At 54.2% G+C, this 15,932-nt stretch carries 14 protein-coding genes; 9 read left to right on the top strand and 5 right to left on the bottom strand.

Going from position 1 to position 15,932, the window contains the following annotated elements:
* Positions 1–213: 213 nt before the first annotated feature.
* The 3 genes from QEH53_RS14530 to QEH53_RS14520 are packed head-to-tail and all read left to right on the top strand — an operon-like array spanning position 214 to position 2,748.
* A complete protein-coding gene (locus QEH53_RS14530) occupies positions 214–1,632 on the top strand; it encodes an MBL fold metallo-hydrolase (RefSeq protein ID WP_309023935.1) in 1,419 nt (472 codons plus the stop codon).
* Positions 1,629–2,213, top strand: a complete 585-nt coding sequence (locus QEH53_RS14525; protein ID WP_309023934.1) for a YeeE/YedE thiosulfate transporter family protein — start codon at positions 1,629–1,631, stop codon at positions 2,211–2,213. The genes QEH53_RS14530 and QEH53_RS14525 overlap by 4 nt, the downstream gene beginning before the upstream one ends.
* Positions 2,214–2,229: 16 nt before the next feature.
* Positions 2,230–2,748 (top strand): YeeE/YedE thiosulfate transporter family protein, encoded by a 519-nt coding sequence (locus tag QEH53_RS14520; protein WP_309023933.1) that lies wholly within the window; start codon positions 2,230–2,232, stop codon positions 2,746–2,748.
* A gap of 118 nt (positions 2,749–2,866) precedes the next feature.
* Here QEH53_RS14520 and QEH53_RS14515 read toward each other — a convergent pair whose 3' ends face one another.
* Positions 2,867–5,266 (bottom strand): TonB-dependent receptor, encoded by a 2,400-nt coding sequence (locus tag QEH53_RS14515; RefSeq protein ID WP_309023932.1) that lies wholly within the window; start codon positions 5,264–5,266, stop codon positions 2,867–2,869.
* Between the two features lie 24 nt (positions 5,267–5,290).
* Here QEH53_RS14515 and QEH53_RS14510 point away from each other — a divergent pair, with 24 nt between their 5' ends.
* Together QEH53_RS14510 and QEH53_RS14505 are read left to right on the top strand one after the other, a co-directional pair.
* Positions 5,291–6,157, top strand: a complete 867-nt coding sequence (locus QEH53_RS14510; RefSeq protein ID WP_309023931.1) for a response regulator transcription factor — start codon at positions 5,291–5,293, stop codon at positions 6,155–6,157.
* Entirely contained in the window at positions 6,150–7,514 is a 1,365-nt protein-coding gene (locus QEH53_RS14505) for a HAMP domain-containing sensor histidine kinase (RefSeq protein WP_309023930.1), read from the top strand. Before QEH53_RS14510 ends, QEH53_RS14505 begins: the two co-directional genes overlap by 8 nt.
* On the opposite strand, the gene QEH53_RS14500 is transcribed toward QEH53_RS14505, so the two are convergent.
* Both QEH53_RS14500 and QEH53_RS14495 read right to left on the bottom strand, forming a co-directional pair.
* The gene (locus tag QEH53_RS14500; protein ID WP_309023929.1) at positions 7,511–7,645 is read right to left on the bottom strand and encodes a hypothetical protein; all 135 of its coding nucleotides are present in this window, start codon (positions 7,643–7,645) and stop codon (positions 7,511–7,513) included. The genes QEH53_RS14505 and QEH53_RS14500 overlap by 4 nt on opposite strands.
* Positions 7,646–7,737: 92 nt before the next feature.
* Positions 7,738–8,157, bottom strand: a complete 420-nt coding sequence (locus QEH53_RS14495) for a hypothetical protein (RefSeq protein WP_309023928.1) — start codon at positions 8,155–8,157, stop codon at positions 7,738–7,740.
* A gap of 91 nt (positions 8,158–8,248) precedes the next feature.
* Here QEH53_RS14495 and QEH53_RS14490 point away from each other — a divergent pair, with 91 nt between their 5' ends.
* Both QEH53_RS14490 and QEH53_RS14485 read left to right on the top strand, forming a co-directional pair.
* On the top strand, positions 8,249–9,955 hold the full coding sequence (locus tag QEH53_RS14490; protein WP_309023927.1) for an MATE family efflux transporter: 1,707 nt from the start codon (positions 8,249–8,251) through the stop codon (positions 9,953–9,955).
* A gap of 496 nt (positions 9,956–10,451) precedes the next feature.
* The gene (locus tag QEH53_RS14485; protein WP_309023926.1) at positions 10,452–12,026 is read left to right on the top strand and encodes a hypothetical protein; all 1,575 of its coding nucleotides are present in this window, start codon (positions 10,452–10,454) and stop codon (positions 12,024–12,026) included.
* 151 nt (positions 12,027–12,177) lie between these two features.
* Here QEH53_RS14485 and QEH53_RS14480 read toward each other — a convergent pair whose 3' ends face one another.
* Both QEH53_RS14480 and QEH53_RS14475 read right to left on the bottom strand, forming a co-directional pair.
* A complete protein-coding gene (locus tag QEH53_RS14480) occupies positions 12,178–12,753 on the bottom strand; it encodes a S8 family serine peptidase (protein WP_309023925.1) in 576 nt (191 codons plus the stop codon).
* A gap of 1 nt (position 12,754) precedes the next feature.
* Positions 12,755–13,750: a S8 family serine peptidase gene (locus QEH53_RS14475; protein WP_309023952.1), complete on the bottom strand. Its 996-nt coding sequence runs from the start codon at positions 13,748–13,750 to the stop codon at positions 12,755–12,757.
* A gap of 1,097 nt (positions 13,751–14,847) precedes the next feature.
* Between QEH53_RS14475 and QEH53_RS14470 the strand changes: the two genes are divergently transcribed.
* On the top strand, positions 14,848–15,513 hold the full coding sequence (locus QEH53_RS14470; RefSeq protein ID WP_309023924.1) for a hypothetical protein: 666 nt from the start codon (positions 14,848–14,850) through the stop codon (positions 15,511–15,513).
* A complete protein-coding gene (locus tag QEH53_RS14465) occupies positions 15,504–15,914 on the top strand; it encodes a hypothetical protein (protein WP_309023923.1) in 411 nt (136 codons plus the stop codon). The genes QEH53_RS14470 and QEH53_RS14465 overlap by 10 nt, the downstream gene beginning before the upstream one ends.
* The last annotated feature ends 18 nt before the right edge of the window (positions 15,915–15,932 follow it).

Here is a 15,932-nt window from a genome sequence, read left to right as displayed (position 1 = left end):
CAGAGCTATCCATAATCGAAATTATCGGAGTCGCGATGACTTACCAGGGTTGCATATTGAAAGCGCAGAATGGCAATATGCATGGTTCGGCGCGTGTTCGAGGCGCCCGCTCCGGATAAACTCGTTGGCATTTCATATGCAACGAAGGCTGCGGCTCGTAGCTAAGGCTGATGCCGAACGCATTCTGAACAACCTAACGGAGAATCTGAAAAAATGGCTATTGTTATAGAACCTGTTTATGCCGATGGAATCGCTCAGTTATCCTACCTCGTCGGCGACGACTCGGCGGGCGTTGGAGCGGTAATCGATCCACGCCCTGATTGCGATATATATCTGGAGCTCGCCAAGGAAAAGGGGTTGCGGATCATCGCAATCTACGAAACCCACATCCATGCGGATTTCATGAGTGGCTCCCTAGCTTTGCGAAAAAGACTGGGAGGCGACGTCCCGGTACGGGTTAGCATCGAAAGTGGGCCCGACTACAGCTTCGATTACGAACCGACTAGAGACGGAGATGAATCGCTCTTCGGCGAACTCCGGTTGGTGGCCCGGCACACTCCCGGGCATACGCCAGAGCATTTGAGCTACCTCGCGCACCACGGGGACGAAGACGACCCGTTCGCGGTATTCTCGGGCGATACGCTTTTCGTAGAATCGGTGGGCCGACCGGACTTGCTGGGCGATGACGAAACGAACGCACTGGCAAAGGAACTCTTCGAAAGCATACACGGCTTTTTTGCGCAACTCCCGGATGGCACCATGCTGTACCCCGGACACGGAGCTGGTTCGTCATGTGGACCCGATATCGGCGACAGAATGTACTCAACAATCGGATACGAGAAAGTCCACAACGTTTACTTTTCACTCACCGATGAAGAAGATTTCATCGACAAGGTATTAGGAGAGGCTCCAGAGGAACCTAGGCATTACCGCCCCATGAAAAAGCTAAATGCATCCGCCGCGGATTCGAGGATGGAACTCGGATTCCCCAAGGCTTTCAGCCCAGAACAAGTGGAATCCCTCGTCTCCGACGGAAGTTTCACGGTGCTCGACTGCCGAAGCCCGATTGCGTTTTCCGCGGAACACATACCCAGATCGCTTAATATCGCAGCTCAAGGCGAGATGTCGGTATGGTCGGGTTGGCTTCTGGAGTTCGACCAACCTCTCGTCCTTGTGCTGGAACGGGACACCGACCTCGAATCAACTCTTGCCCTACTTTGGCGTACCGCTCACGCTAACGTTATAGGCTACCTCTCAGGGGGTATCATGAATTGGATCATGGAGGGAAAGCCCGTCTCCTGCGTGAAAGTGTACGACCCCGGGGCACTTCACGAAGCACTCGACGAAGTACAAGTGCTGGACGTCCGTTCGGAGAGCGAACACCAGGCGGGATTCATCCCGAGTTCCAAACACATCTTCGTGCCCGACCTTGAAGCGGAAGCGAAAGACAGCTTGGACCCCCAAAAGCCAGTTGTCACTTATTGTGCCAGCGGCTTCAGGGCTAGCATCGCCGCCAGCATCCTCAAACGCATGGGCTTCGAGAATGTGGGAACGCTGCCGGGAAGCTGGATGGCTTGGAAGAGCGCCAGCCTTCCGATAGCGAGGCCAGAGAAGGAGATGCAGCCCGCATGAGACACTTGATCGCTTCACCAGTCGTCGCGGTCACGCCGCTGGCATACGGTGGTGAGCCTTCCGAACTTGCCCTCCGCTACGGCGAACCTGCTTGGCCGCCAATGCTTGTGGGCGCACTTATAGGGGCACTGGTCCTAATGAGTATGCTCGTCGTGCGCAAACCCATCGGAGCTTCGTCGGCCTATGCCGCGATAGCCGGACTCTTAGGAAGAACGGTCGCTCCTAGCAAGACGAAGTCCCTAAGTTACTATCAGGACAATCCGCCAAAGTTTGGATACAGCATAGTCTTTTTAGCTTCGATCGCCGTTGGCAGCCTACTCGCCGCTTGGCATGGAGGCGCACTAGCGTGGCAACCCCTGCCCGCTTTCTGGATAGACATGTTCGGAGAGGATTCCCATGGGCAACGTATCCTATGGGCGCTTTCGGGCGGAGTATTGCTCGCCTTCGGCGCGCGAACCGCAGGCGGTTGCACGAGTGGCCATGGGATCAGTGGCGCGTTGCAGCTAAGCGCAGCGTCCTGGATTGCGCTGGGGTGCTTCTTCGTAGGAGGTGTCGCGACTGCTCACCTGCTCTACCCGTAAACAAACGAAGGTTGTCATGAATACTCTAAAACTTTTGAAAGCCGTCGTCTTCGGTTCGGTATTCGGTTTTCTACTACAGAAAGGAGGAGTAGCCGATTTCCACATTCTGCTCGGGGCCTTGCTGCTCGAAGACTTCACCGTGGTTAAAATCATGCTCTCAGCGGTAGTAGTGGGAATCGTAGGCGTCGTCTTCTTGAAGCGAGCTGGGTTAGTCGAGCTCTCAATTAAACCTCTGCGTCCAGCCCGGAATATTGTCGGAGGATTGATATTCGGAGCCGGATTCGCCCTCAGCGCCTACTGTCCGGGAACCGGGGCCGCCGCTGCAGGCCAGCTCAATGCCGACGCTTTCTACATGATCGCCGGGATGATCGCGGGCTCTTATCTCTATGCTCTGGTATCAGGTCAGGTGAAAGCTGCTGACGCAAGGGAGCCACCCAAAAAACGCCTCGTCGGCGATTCCGGGCTCAGGGAGATTGGGCCAGCGTTAGCCATAGCATCGCTACTAGCGATCGTCACATTGGTACTGTCCAAATAGCTAGTCTCCTATCTCCGAACTGAGAATGCTCCCAAGCCTCCACTGCGCACGACATCCAGAACCAGTATATCACCTCGTTCTTTTAATGGCAGCACATGCACCATCCACTACGATCCCGTTACCAAGCGTAATCCAGACGTATACCAATTAGCGGTTCGGCTTCGCTTTCGTCTTCCACTTGAACGCCTCGGCGGTAGTCAAACTCGGTGTCGTCGCTCGACGACGCTGCCGTCACGTTGATCACGTCAAGAAAGGTCGTCACGTCTATGGGGCCAAATGAGCGCCGATAGTCAACGCGAACATTCAACAAGCCGTAACCGCTGTTGCGACCCACATTGCGCTCGGTGATCTCTTTCGAGAAACGGAGAGGTTGCCCAGCTCCCAGCACGTCTGAGTGAATAATAAAGTCGTCGTATGGCCGGCCGGAAAGGTATTTGTAGCGCGCTCCAACCTTCCAGCGGTCGCTGATTTCCCAGGTCATGCCGAGGGTAGCGACATGCTCGCGGCTGAAGTCGGTGGCTACGTCACCGCGACCGTCCTTCTGGTCGACTACGGCATCATTGTAAGAGTAGGTGGCGGTAGTATAAAGGCCTTGGCGAATCGTGCCGTTGACCACAATATCGAGTCCGTACGATGTTCCGTCTCCAATGTTTGAATACGTTCCGCTTACTCGATCGAGGTCGACCACGAGGTTGTCGAGGTTTTGATAGTAGGCTTCAGTCAATACCGACCAGTTTTCGTTAGGGAAAAATTGAACACCGAAACTGCCGTGTGTGATTTCTTCGTTCTCGAGTGTATTCGACGTGTCAGCGGCAAGGTCTAGATACCGTGGCGACTGATGAAAGAGTCCAGCGGTCGCAAAGTATCTGACCGTATTGCTAGGCCGCCAATTGACGCTGAACCTAGGCGATGCGAAGCTTTCGTCGGCAAAGCCGTCTCGTTCGAACCGCAGGCCTGTGCGAATGTCCCAATCGCCCCGCTCAAAAACCTGATCTACGTAGCCTGCATAGCTTGTTTCTTTCTGATTGAGCGAAGCGTTGGTGTCGGCTGGCGTCAGCGTAATATAACGCTGATTGGGGTCTGGTCTAAAGTCATCGGCGTCGTATATAAATCGGTTCCAATCGTCATCCAAGACCGTGTCGTAGTCCAGTTCAACTTGCGTTGCATGAATACCTGCACTGAACACGCCCCATTGATTCACGGTCGTGAAGTCGCTACGCCAGCCGGTCTCTTTCTCGCCTTCACCGACGGTTATGATGTCTTCCCGTACGGGAAAACTGGATGCGGGCGTTCCTGGGGGTACGAGATCAGGAAAGGCTTCACCCTCTGAGCTGATCTTATCGCTTTTGCGGTAGTAAACCTTGTTGGTCCAAACAGCTTCTGTGCCGATCAATGACCGCAACGTGAAACCGAATAAATCACTGTCTTGTTCGAAATCTAGCAGCGCGACGTCTTCGAAGTTTGGCGACGCAAAGACGTGTGTCACGTCGCGGGTATAGTCTTCTTGCGTATCTATCAGTAGCGCTTCGAACGTGTGGTTCTGGTTGATCGGTATGACCGACTTTACGATAATGTCACTCAAGACAGGATTCCCAATGTCTAGCTCTTCGATATCTTCGAAAAAATCGCCAAAATCCAGATCTCGGGCAGAAACGAGCAAAGTGGAGCCTTCTGCTATACCGGCAGGGCCGTCGTAACCAAATTCATTCCCCGCAATATCAATGCGCAGACTTGCGGATGGACTTGGGTTGCCACCGGCGACTTCTAATTTTAGTAGCGATGCTGCTCGACCGCCATAAGCCGGACCCCATCCTCCAGGTGAGAACTCTGCTCCGCTTATAACATTCGGCGCGAAGATCGAGAAGCGTCCGCCGCCGCCGACATCTTCTTCTTCGCCCAGCGTCGCATCGAAGTGCACCGCTTTATCAAAGGGAAAGTCATCTACGAATATCAGATTATCTCTCGGGCCGCGGCCGCGCACGCTGAAGTTCGCGAATTCATTGGTGGAAGCCAGGCCTGGCAACCCGTCCAATGAAAGGAGCGGATCGGCGCCGCCTCCAACGGAGCTTCGCAACTCCTCTCTATTGCGATAGGCGCTGGAGGCTGAAGCAAATGCATCGGCCTGTCGCGCTCGAACTTCCACTCCTTCAAGAGTCACCGCCTCTCCAAGGAGTTCGAGTAGTTCGAACTCAATCTGTATATTTTTGCGCGTTATCACGCGTACGCTTGGCTCATACGATGAAGCGAACCCGCTTTTGGCTACGTTCACCGAGTAGAGGCCGGGGTCGAGCGCTTCAATGACGATGCGACCTCGCGCGTCGGTTTCAACCGATTGCGTGGAATTGGTTTCCCGTTCCGTGATCGTGATCTTCGCGTCTAAGAGCGGCCGCTCCGTAATCTGGTCCTTTACAAGAATCGTCATCCCACCGGGCGCCTCCGCGGCGTGGGCGATAATTGGAAAGCCAAATAGCAGCGCTGATAGAGTGAACCTTGATACCTGTCTCGAAATCTTGCTCATATAGATTCGGGAGTCTACGCGAGCATGCGTGAACGCGTTGTGAGGCGAACGTTAAGGAAACGCAAAATCGCGCTTCTTAACTCCGTGTTGCAGTACAAACAGGTTGAAAGGGTGGCGGGTTTCGGCCAGCAAGTTGGAAACCACTCGGACGACGGCACTTCTTGGCCGCGTGCGCTTCTTAAGATGAACGACGCCCCCAACACTCCCGTTCTCCTCGTGGAGGACAATTTCGACCTAGCCGGCAATATTCAGGACTACCTCGAACAACGGGGGTGGAGTGTCGACTACGTACCCAACGGAGCCCTTGCCTTGCATCGCGTGAACGAGCAGACGCACGCGGCGGTCATTCTGGATCTTCGCCTCCCTGTCATCGATGGGCTGGAGGTTTGCCGTCGTTTGCGGAGCAGCATCGCACCTCGGATTCCCGTGCTCATGTTGACCGCCGCAGACTTGCTCGACGACCGACTGACCGGATTCGCGGCAGGCGCGGACGACTACATGGTAAAGCCATTTGCATTGCCGGAATTGCTTGCCCGACTGCGTGCCCTCGTGCGCCGCAGTTCAGCGCTGTCTCCATCCTCTGTTTTCCGTCTGCACGACCTAGAATTGAATCCCTCTACCCGGGAAGTTCGCCGCGGCGCGCGGCGACTCGTCCTCACGCCCATGGACTACTCGATCCTCGAATACCTGCTGGCGCGATCCCCGGCCGTCGTCCCCCGCCAAGAACTGGAACGCCATCTCTGGGCGGAGGAACCGCCCGGGAGCGACGCGCTGCGCACGCACATCGCGACCCTCCGCGCTGAAGTGGATCGAGCGGAACGCATCGCGCTGCTGCATACTCACCGTGGAGTAGGCTACCAGATGGCCGTGACCGAGCCCCGACATGATTGAATCGAAAAAACGGCCGCCCAGCCGCCTGGCCTCTCGGATTCGCTGGCTGCTCGTGGGCCTAGCTGTTTTGCAGGCCGTAGTGTTCGCGTCGGTTGGATGGATGCTGTTGCTCACCGCAGAGGAGCTCATTCGAAACAAGTACTATGAGCACCTCCTCGAATACGCGGCTCAGGCCGGGCCTACGGCGCCGCTCCCGCCCGGCGTGGTCCGCTATACGTCCAGCGAATCGATCAGCGAGGAGCTCGGGCTTGCGAATCCGCCCACAGAACGCGGGCTGTATTCAGCATTCCGCGACAGTGAGCGACACCGAACCGAAGTGATGTATGGATTTTTCGACTACATGCTCGTGCCTGAGGGGTCGGACTGGGAAGAGGAGTATGTGATCTGGGTCGATTCGCTAGGTTCAGAGAAAGCGTTGACTTGGCTCGTCAGCCCAGCAGATGAGTACACCGACGCGATTGTCGGCTGGCTTCAATTAGCGCTCCTGATTGTGGTACTTATCGTCATTGTGGCGGCGCTTTCCGTAGCTTCGCTGATCACCCAGTGGGCATTGAAGCCGATAGTCGTCCTCGCCGAGCGTGTGCAAAAACGGAATCCGGACGTTAAGGCCGATACGCTTCCCTTGGGACGAGCGGTGCGCATTGGCCAGGACGAAGTGGGTGTTCTCGAGAGCGCCTTGGAAGCCTACGAAGCGCGTCTGCACGAGTCGCTAGCCCGAGAGCGCGACTTCCTCGCGGATTGTAGCCACGAGTTGCGCACACCCGTCGCCACCTTGAAAGGAGCGATCTCTTTGCTTCAGACTAGCGGTGATGATGCTGCACAGAAACGCTATTTCGGGCGAATCGAACGTTCCGTGCATCGCATGGAACGTTTGATCGAGATCTTTTTGATGGTCGCCCGGGAAGGCGGACAACAGAAGCCAACGCAGGCGGTCGACGCGGCCGAGGTCGTCTCTGAGGTGGTGGACGAAATCCGAGCGCTCTATCCCACACACCCGCTGCGGATCCAATGGTTCGCCGACCAAACGGTGACGGTCGACTGCCACCGCGAAGTACTGGCAGTCTTGTGCCACAACCTGATCGGCAACGCATTCAACCATCTTCCGGGTGGCGAGCTGTGCGTGCGCGTGGATTCGATTGATGGCGCCGGGCGACTTCGGATCGAGGACGACGGGCCGGGGCTGCCTGAATTCAAAGATATCGCCGCGGCTTCGGCTCCCGGGCACGGGTATGGATTGACGCTCGTTGAACGGCTCTGCCGCACCCATCACTGGCGGTTGAATAAGGTGCCAAGAGAGCAGGGAGGCACGTGCATCGAAGTGGCCTTCCCTCGCGCTGGTGCACCAGGCAACCATTAGGCCAAGTCGATGGCGTAAAAGCTGCCATCAACCTGCAGCAGTGTCATCGACACTTTGATGCAGAGAGCTGCATTCTCTCCGCCAAAAAGGAACAACTCGGTATTCTCAAAGCTCAAGCCAAGAGCCCGCATTTCCCTATGGTTGACAAGTCCTTCCCCTGCCGGTCGTAACCGAAATCGACTTCTCAACCAACACCCAAAATGGAGAATGATTACTGCGGGAACTATTCGCTGTAGGACTGAACCACGCCATCTTGGAAAACCACGCTACGTTTCACGCGATCCCTGTCGCCTACCGTGGTGCCCACGCCTCCGCTCACTCCCCCCCGGCTGCCTCCAGTCCCAAGGCCGATACCAATACCGATCGCAGGCGACTTCTTTTCCCAAACCCAGCGCTCCCCGGTCTCCCCGCTCGCTAAGGTCTCGCGCACTACGTAGTCAGGTTTGCCCCAAGCCATCTCGACCTGTTCCTCGGAAAAACCGATATCGATTTGCCCGTCGCTTACCGTCTCCTGGACCTCCTCCGGCCAGGAATCGAACTCTGGCATACCCGCGTCGATACGGCTCGCCAAATTTGGTCCCGCGCAAGCCGCCAAGCCCGACAATGCCGCGCCCAAACAAACGAATTCTAAGATCCTTTTCATAGTCCCTGTGAAGTTAGGTTTCCAGTTCCGTCAATCGACTCAGGAGAATAGTTCCACCACAACGAAACGATCTTCACCTTTTCGGGCCGGAATGAGCGTCAACGTTCGGCAGAGAAGCGAGAGCCTTCTCACGATTACTTCGGTTAAAACGCTAGCTATCTCGCCGCAGTCCAGTTTCTCGATACTGCGACACTTGAGTTCCGGCACCGCTTTAAAGATTGGCTTAGGTACGACTCACTCGGCGCATCTACCTGATTGTCGAGGCCGATCCGACTACTCTTACACACGAGGCGATTCTATTCTAAAAATGCTTGCGAGACTCCTGGGCTTCGAGCATCCGCCTCAATTCCGTTTTTTGGGAAAATGGGAATTCATGGTTATGTTTAGGGAAAGTATTAAGCTCAGTTTTGAACCAGTCTTCGTGAGACGCCTGCTGGCCACCGCGATACCGGTATGTTTGCAAACGCTCATGTTTTCTTCGCGATCGCTCGCGGATATCATGATGACAGCGCACCTGGGCTTGTCGGAGGTCGCGGCAATCGGGTTTTCTGGCCGCATCATTTTCGTGATGAACCTAGCGATTTTCGGGATCGCGAGCGGAGGTGGTGTGATCATAAGCCAGCAATGGGGAGCGAAGTTCCGAGACCAAGCGCGGCGCTCTACCGGCATTGCCTTGTTGCTGGGCCTTCCGTTTGCCGCGGTTTTTGTGGGGCTTTGCGCTCTAATTCCCGATGCGCTTGTCGGCTTGGCGAGTACGGATGCGAGCGTAATCGAACTGGGTTCCACGTATCTCCGAATAGCGGGGCTGATGGCGTTTCCTTTGACGATCGGGACCGTATTCTCGGTTGCCCTACGCAGCATCGGCTTAGCAAAGATCAGCATGCGGCTGAGTATCGTGGGGGTGGGCTCCAATTTGCTTCTCAACTACATGCTCATCTTCGGAGCTTGGGGCATGCCTCGCCTAGGCCTAGAGGGCGCCGCATACGCAACGCTGATCAGCTCTCTGTTGGAAACCGGATGCGGGATAGCCTATATATATATGAGAAAAAGCTCCCTCGCCTTTTCCCTAGCAGACATTCGAGAGGGAATAAGAAGCGGGCTGTGCAGAAAGATCGCAAATGTCGCTATTCCTTTGGCGATCAATGGCGTGGTCTGGTCATTCGGCGTTTTGGTTTACAATATACTGGTCGGTCGAATGGGCACGAGCGAGCTAGCGGTTTTGTCGATGATCACACCCATCGAGTCGATAATAGTGGCTCTCTACGTAGGCATCGCGACAGCAGCTTCCGTGATCACCGGGCATCGGCTTGGAGCGGAGGAGTATTCGGACGCGTGGAGCGAGGGTAAGGCGTTCTTTGTTTGGTCCGTTCTCTGCGCAATCTTTTCGAGTATTCTCATCTGGAGTGCGAGGGGACTTATATTGAGTTTTTATCCAGCGATCGAGGGAGATACCTTGACGGACGCGACCCAAGTGCTAACGGCCTTAGCCTTGGTGAGCGGTTTTCGCTCCGTTAATATAACGGTGATTGTCGGGTTGCTGCGCAGCGGCGGCGATACCCGTTTTTGCCTGGGATTGGATCTGTTTTGTCAATGGGCAGTCGGGATCCTGCTGACCTACCTGACCGCGTTTGTCTGGCATATGCCGCTATACATCGTGTTCTTGGCCATCAACTCGGAAGAGTTCGTGAAGCTATTTCTATGCGTCTACCGTTTTAGCAGCAAAAAATGGATACGCAATCTGGTGAAACCCGAACGACTCGTCCCAGCCACAGAGTGCGGCTGCAATACGGTCGGTTAGAGCACGTGGCGTCAATCGCGTCCAGATCTCCACGTCGCTGAAACTCTATCCGTAGCTGCTCGAGCCCTCAAACGGTGCGTGCCATTCAGTCAGAGAACAGGTGTGAAAGCAAAAGCAGCACTCACTCTACTCGGACTCACTGCGATCATTGGAGCAATCTAGACAAGCCGAAAGCAGCATTGAGAGTCCAGGAGTACATGCTGAGGCGCGAGCGTTCGAGGCTGCGATTTGACGTCTCAGGCCTGGATGCGGGCCAGTCTTCCTAAGAGGTTTCACATTTTGCAGGAAGGTTTCAAAGGGTGTAAATGCCAGCGAATCGTCCAAATCCCCACCCCACTAAGTCTCCGCCGTGAGCAATGGTTTCGTTATATTCGGTGGCTATGATGGAACGGCGCACCTAAGACCTTCTCCATTCAACAGCCTTGCGAAACAGTGTCGGAAGCGTTATCCATACTAGAACCCTACCGAACCATCCCAAATACAAAGCCCACTCGCTATGCCTAGACGAACCTTCAGAACACCCGGCGTATACATCGAGGAGATAGGTTCCATTCCACCCGCGGTCGCACCCGTCGAAACCGCCATTCCAGCTTTTGTCGGCTATACGCCACAAGCCAGCGACCGCGGAATCTCCGTCCTAAACAAGGCAAAGCGGATCACCTCCCTGTTGGAATGTGAAACGATCTTCGGTTACGCATCGAATACCAACGCCAGTGACCCAAATAGCCGACAAGACCCACAATACTATTTAGTGGAGAGTGCCGGCCAGCGGCCGAGCCAACCAACCCTAACGATCGCCGGCAAACATTATCTGCTCCAGCCAGACCCGGACACCGTCTACTACCTCTACCCCAGTATAAGGCTCTTTTTCCAAAACGGAGGCAAAACAGCTTACATTGTATCGATTGGCACCTACGGCCCCGCGTCAGGCGCTTCAGCAAGTCCTGGGGCAACCATAACTAACTGCAACGTAAGCATAAAGGCACTACAAAAAGGCTTGAAAATCCTAGAGTCAGAGAAACAAGTAACCCTCTACGCCTTCCCTGACGCGAGCCTTCTTCCTTCAGCCGAAAACGGGATCATCATCAGAGAAGCGCTCGCCCAAAACGAGCGACTCGGAAATAGCATGAGCATCATCGACGTGGCTGAAGGAGCACGTCGCAACCCTCAGAATTCCCAAACCGACATTGACAGCTTTCGTAATCGTATTGGGTCTAACGGGCTCAGAAACGGTGCTGCTTATTATCCATTTCTGGATACGACGATCCTGGACCGTGAAGACTTGAGCTACAATAACCTCTTTGGCGGAGACGTCAAAAAGCTCATCGACATCCTCAGCCCCGCTAACGATCCCAATCCAGAGGTCGTAAGAATCCTGAAGGATATTGTCAGGTCATCGAAACGGAAAACATCCTTCAAACAGTATCATGACAAACTCCTCAGCGCCAGCTCTGCCTATCAAGCAATAATGGATTCAATGCTCCAAGAGGTAAACCGCTTGCCGCCAAGCGGCGCGTTGGCCGGAGTCTTCGTAGCCAACGACGAGAGAACAGGCGTGTGGAAGGCACCTGCAAATATAGCTTTAACGGGCGTATCCAAACCGACCATACAGGTGGACCAGCCTACCCAAGAGTATATGAACATCGATCCGACGAGCGGCAGATCTGTGAACGCGATTCGCTCCATCCCCAGAAGAGGTGTAATCCCTTGGGGTGCTCGCACGCTCGATAGCAATGATCCCGAATCGCGATACATCTCGGCCCGACGTACCATACAGTTCATTGAAAGCTCCTGCACCCCAGCGATCCGAGGGTTTGCCTTCGAGGAGAACGTCCCAAGCACATGGAAAAACATCGAGACGGTGATAGAAAACTTCCTTCTGATGATATGGCGGCAAGGCGGTTTAGCAGGATCCAAGGCATCGGAAGCGTTCAGTGTCCGCTGCGGTTTGAATACCTCGATGACTTCTCAGGATATAACAAACGGTGAATTGATTGTAATAGTCGGCATCTCGCTGACTCGTCCAGCGGAGTTCACCGTCCTCACGCTCAGGCAGAAAATCGCACAATAGGCTACAGTCGTCTGCAAGGCTGGATTCAGCGTACCTATCACGCGTTCGATTCACGCAATTCACTGTAGTAACATTGAATCCCCTGAAAAGGAGTGGACTGTACCCGCTCGTTCGTTAAGCAAATCCATGCCAGCTGGAGTACAGAGTAGCCCTAGTCGATTCCTACTCGATAGAATCTCCTGGCACTGTCTCCGAAGCTTTCATCAAAGTACTCGATTTCCGAACCCGTGCCGACGAGCCCATCTTCCAGCAAACTCCATGCGGGATCGTCGACCTCATCTTTGTATTCGATTTTGTAAGTCAGCCCTGCAGTGCTTGCAAAACTGAGCAAGGGCACTTCTCCCGAAACAACAATCGAAGCGTGAATTGTTCCAGCGTTCGTCAAAAGAGCTGCCATCACAGCTTCGTAAGCGTCGACCTTCCCGTAACCCCAGACCGCGTTGGGAACATCGCCAGTGAAGGCGTCTGAACGGGCTGTGGAGCGAAGGATCTCGCGGATCTGCAATTGGTCGAGTTCCGGATTTGCCTGCAACATTAACGCTACGATGCCAGTCACGATCGGAGCCGCTGCGCTCACCGCATTCGCTTTGCCGTAATGGCCATTGCCATCTTGAACCTTGTTAAAGCCGAAAGTCGCCCAATGAGAATCAGGTGCGTAAACCGTTATCAAAAACTCTCCCGGCGCCGCAACGTCTACCCCCAACCTTCCATCAAAAGTCGGCCCCACGCTACTGCCGCTCCAAATGTCTCCTATTGCCCCCCGCTGCAGCTGGGGCTACCCGAGCGACTCCATCGATATCAGTCCAGGCGTTTTGCAGGACGTAGTTCGTCGGTGAAATGTTGTTAAATGCGGTCGCTCCGTCCCAGATGTTGCCCGAACTAGCGTACGTCGTAAAGCCGTTTGCTGGACTCTGCGAATAGTTGGCGAAATTCAGAGAAGCCTGAAACGTCGTCGAAGTGGGGGCAGTGTCGCCGCGCTTAATATCAATCGTATACGTGCCGGTCTCGCCTGTTATGGATATCCAAACTTGCCTCTTCTGGCTCGTCGACAGGCTAAAATCAACGTCCCGACCATTGTGATAATAAGTAAAGGGATCGCCATCGTTATTCCTACTGTCACGAGCGCCTTCATTAGCCACCGAAGCGTAAGGACCAAAACTCTCTCCCGAAGGCGTCGTAATTGTAAATTCCAATCCGCTTTCACCTGCTCCAATTGTTGGATACCAAAGATCGACAACGATCCCGTCAGCCCGCGCCTTTTCCACTTTGAGCGATGCTGTCTCGCCTGGGGCAATGGTACCTTGAGCATGGTTAGCTGCTCCCCCTTCGTCACCCGGCCCGTTCAGAAAAGCGACTCCCTTAATTCCCGAGCCAACGATTTCATCAATTTTCCTGCTGAACTGGCTCGTACCATCGGTTGGACCTCCGTTGCTTCCGATATTGGGTAGCATTACGACCGGCATTTTGAGCTCGGCCGCCTTCGCCACCACGAAATCCATGCCCTTGAAAACTAAATTCCCATCGTAAAACGAAGCCTCTGCAGGTTGATCGTCGTGGGCTGGCACTCCATCGGAAGTCACTTTCACCGCGATGATCGAAGCTTTTGGAGCGATTCCCATATACTTTCCATCAACAGAATTCCTGCCGTTGCCCGCCGCGATACCCGTCGTCGTGGTTCCGTGGCCTACCGCATCGCGGGTTGCTAGATCGGATCCGCCTGCCAGGGCTGCGTTGATTTGAGCCTCTGTATAGATAATGCCGTCGGTTCTGTCTTCTGTGAAGTCGAGTATGTACTTGATGCGCGTCGTGCCATCTTCGTTTCGAAAATCTTCGTTTTCCCAATCGATCCGCGATCTAATATGGCAACGACGACACCCTCGCCATCGATGCCCAGAGACGCGTGCACTTCGTCCACTCTTGTCTCCTCCCGAACCTTATCAAGAGCGAGCACCCTCGGCACGCAGGAGTTTATACCAAAAATGAAAAGTACCGATACAACCCGCTGAATAAGGGACCTCAACATAATGCTTACCTCCCCACCACTACGCCAAAAAGCCTCTCAAGATCCGCTCCTCAGATTCAAGATCTTCGCCAAAAGCAGGGGTGGGATTAGTCATAAGAATCTCTTAATCGGAAAAACTCAAGAAAATCCAAGACGAGAAACGCTCAAAATAGTAACGCATGGACGACAATACGAAAAATCGTATCCTAATTCTTAATACTAATACATAGATCAAGGCCACCCGGAATGATAAAACGAAAAGGGATCCATCTTCACTTTTCATTTCCAAATAGTTATTTACACTCAACTTCCCAACAATGAGAGCCGCAAAAGCTAATCAAACATCAACATCTAAGCCACGACAGGAGGATCCTTTTGTATCTACATTTCGGATATATTTAGCTTATTTCAGCCGACAACGATAGCGATCAATCGATTCTTACGGTCAAACGACTATGCTAATTATACGAGCATACCACCTAGAGAAAGCTATCGTTTCTTAAGATGACTCCGACTACGCCTTAGATCTCTGCAGTGAAACCACTTCTCAGAAGTGATCCCCTTTTCATGCTCTCATTCTCTGAGGCCCTTTGCCCGTGATAAGCAAATTCCCGCTACCTGCGGATTTCGCTCTGCGCAAATCTGGGACTGACGAGAACCGATTCCTCAATCAGCCTCCCCCCTTGGAAAATCAACAACCTGTCGGGTAACCATTGCGCGGAGACCACCTAGCAACCGGTTTTTTGGCGAACACACTTAATTGACTATTACCCCTAACTACTTTGCCTTAGCCGTGTGACTGGATTTCGTATTTTGTACATGGCAGCAATTGCGCTGTTGGCATTTCGCTTCGCTAACGGCATGGAGATCCCGATTGAGTTCGTTATCGTCGAAAGCTCGCGCACCAGTACGATCAGCTATTCCACTGGCGACACCGCAACGCAGGACACTCAACACGACGGCACCATGAACGCGGTGCTCACCTTCGAACCGCAAACCCAGAGAGTAACAGCTATCCGCTTCACCGGAGGCGACATCAAAGAGTCGAACTACTCGTTTCGGAATACAGCGGACATACACTTCAACGGCCAGGGCACCAAAAAGGTTGTCTTCGTGCAAAGCGCCAGTGGGCTGCGGATGAGGATAAACACTCTCGGCGACGCCCACCCGGTAGCTTACGACGGAATGCTGCTGGAGCAGAATAGGCTGCAATCTTACCCAACTGCAGGGACCCTCACCGCTTCGCTCACCATCGACGGCCAAACGCAGACCCAGAGCATCGACGTAGCCACCAACCCTCCAGACCGGATTGACCCTGCTATCGGCACCGATATTCGACTGATCGTTCAAGAAACACTGAAACGCGCGGTGAAAGTGAATTCAAGATCACCTACCGAGCCACCCTTAACGCAAGTCGCTCGGAAACTTTCACAAACACGGATACCACCCTCACCAGCACTTCTGTCGGCTCCACCTTGGCCGTAGCCACCTTCTCAGCTCCGAACCCATTCGGGCACTGGCTTTTAGAGACTGGATACAATCTCGATGACACGGAATCCATCGACTCGCGTGGCATCTCCCTTGCTGTTCTGTATGCCTTCAATTATGCCCCAGACACACACCCGGGGATGCCTTGGAGCTTCGCTACTGAAGCCGACTCTCTCATCGTATCCCTTCAACTCCCCGCTCAAGGGCTGCGTACGGGGATCCGCGTGGAGGTCTCCGACGACCTCGCAAGTGAGAGCTGGCGAGAGCTTGGGCCGGACGATTTCCTAGATGACTACTCCAACCTTGATCGATACGCTAACGGAACGCGTCGAATCCGCCTTCCCGACACCAAGAGCCAATTCTACCGCATCGTTCCAGAATCAACCACCAACGAGTGAGCCAGCGAAACAGGAAGG

It is taken from the genome of Pelagicoccus sp. SDUM812002 (assembly GCF_031127835.1).
Classification (GTDB): Bacteria; Verrucomicrobiota; Verrucomicrobiia; order Opitutales; family Opitutaceae; genus Pelagicoccus.
Note: the sequence above shows the minus strand (reverse complement) of the source record. Positions and strands in the feature narration are given on the sequence as shown.

Bases quoted from the DNA above. Each gene is read 5' to 3' on its own strand.
- QEH53_RS14500 (WP_309023929.1), bottom strand. From the start codon at position 7,645: ATGCGGGCTCTTGGCTTGAGCTTTGAGAATACCGAGTTGTTCCTTTTT.
- QEH53_RS14510 (WP_309023931.1), top strand. From the start codon at position 5,291: ATGCGTGAACGCGTTGTGAGGCGAACGTTAAGGAAACGCAAAATCGCG.
- QEH53_RS14485 (WP_309023926.1), top strand. From the start codon at position 10,452: ATGCCTAGACGAACCTTCAGAACACCCGGCGTATACATCGAGGAGATA.
- QEH53_RS14525 (WP_309023934.1), top strand. From the start codon at position 1,629: ATGAGACACTTGATCGCTTCACCAGTCGTCGCGGTCACGCCGCTGGCA.
- QEH53_RS14490 (WP_309023927.1), top strand. From the start codon at position 8,249: ATGAGCGTCAACGTTCGGCAGAGAAGCGAGAGCCTTCTCACGATTACT.
- QEH53_RS14515 (WP_309023932.1), bottom strand. From the start codon at position 5,266: ATGAGCAAGATTTCGAGACAGGTATCAAGGTTCACTCTATCAGCGCTG.
- QEH53_RS14470 (WP_309023924.1), top strand. From the start codon at position 14,848: ATGGCAGCAATTGCGCTGTTGGCATTTCGCTTCGCTAACGGCATGGAG.
- QEH53_RS14530 (WP_309023935.1), top strand. From the start codon at position 214: ATGGCTATTGTTATAGAACCTGTTTATGCCGATGGAATCGCTCAGTTA.
- QEH53_RS14505 (WP_309023930.1), top strand. From the start codon at position 6,150: ATGATTGAATCGAAAAAACGGCCGCCCAGCCGCCTGGCCTCTCGGATT.
- QEH53_RS14495 (WP_309023928.1), bottom strand. From the start codon at position 8,157: ATGAAAAGGATCTTAGAATTCGTTTGTTTGGGCGCGGCATTGTCGGGC.
- QEH53_RS14520 (WP_309023933.1), top strand. From the start codon at position 2,230: ATGAATACTCTAAAACTTTTGAAAGCCGTCGTCTTCGGTTCGGTATTC.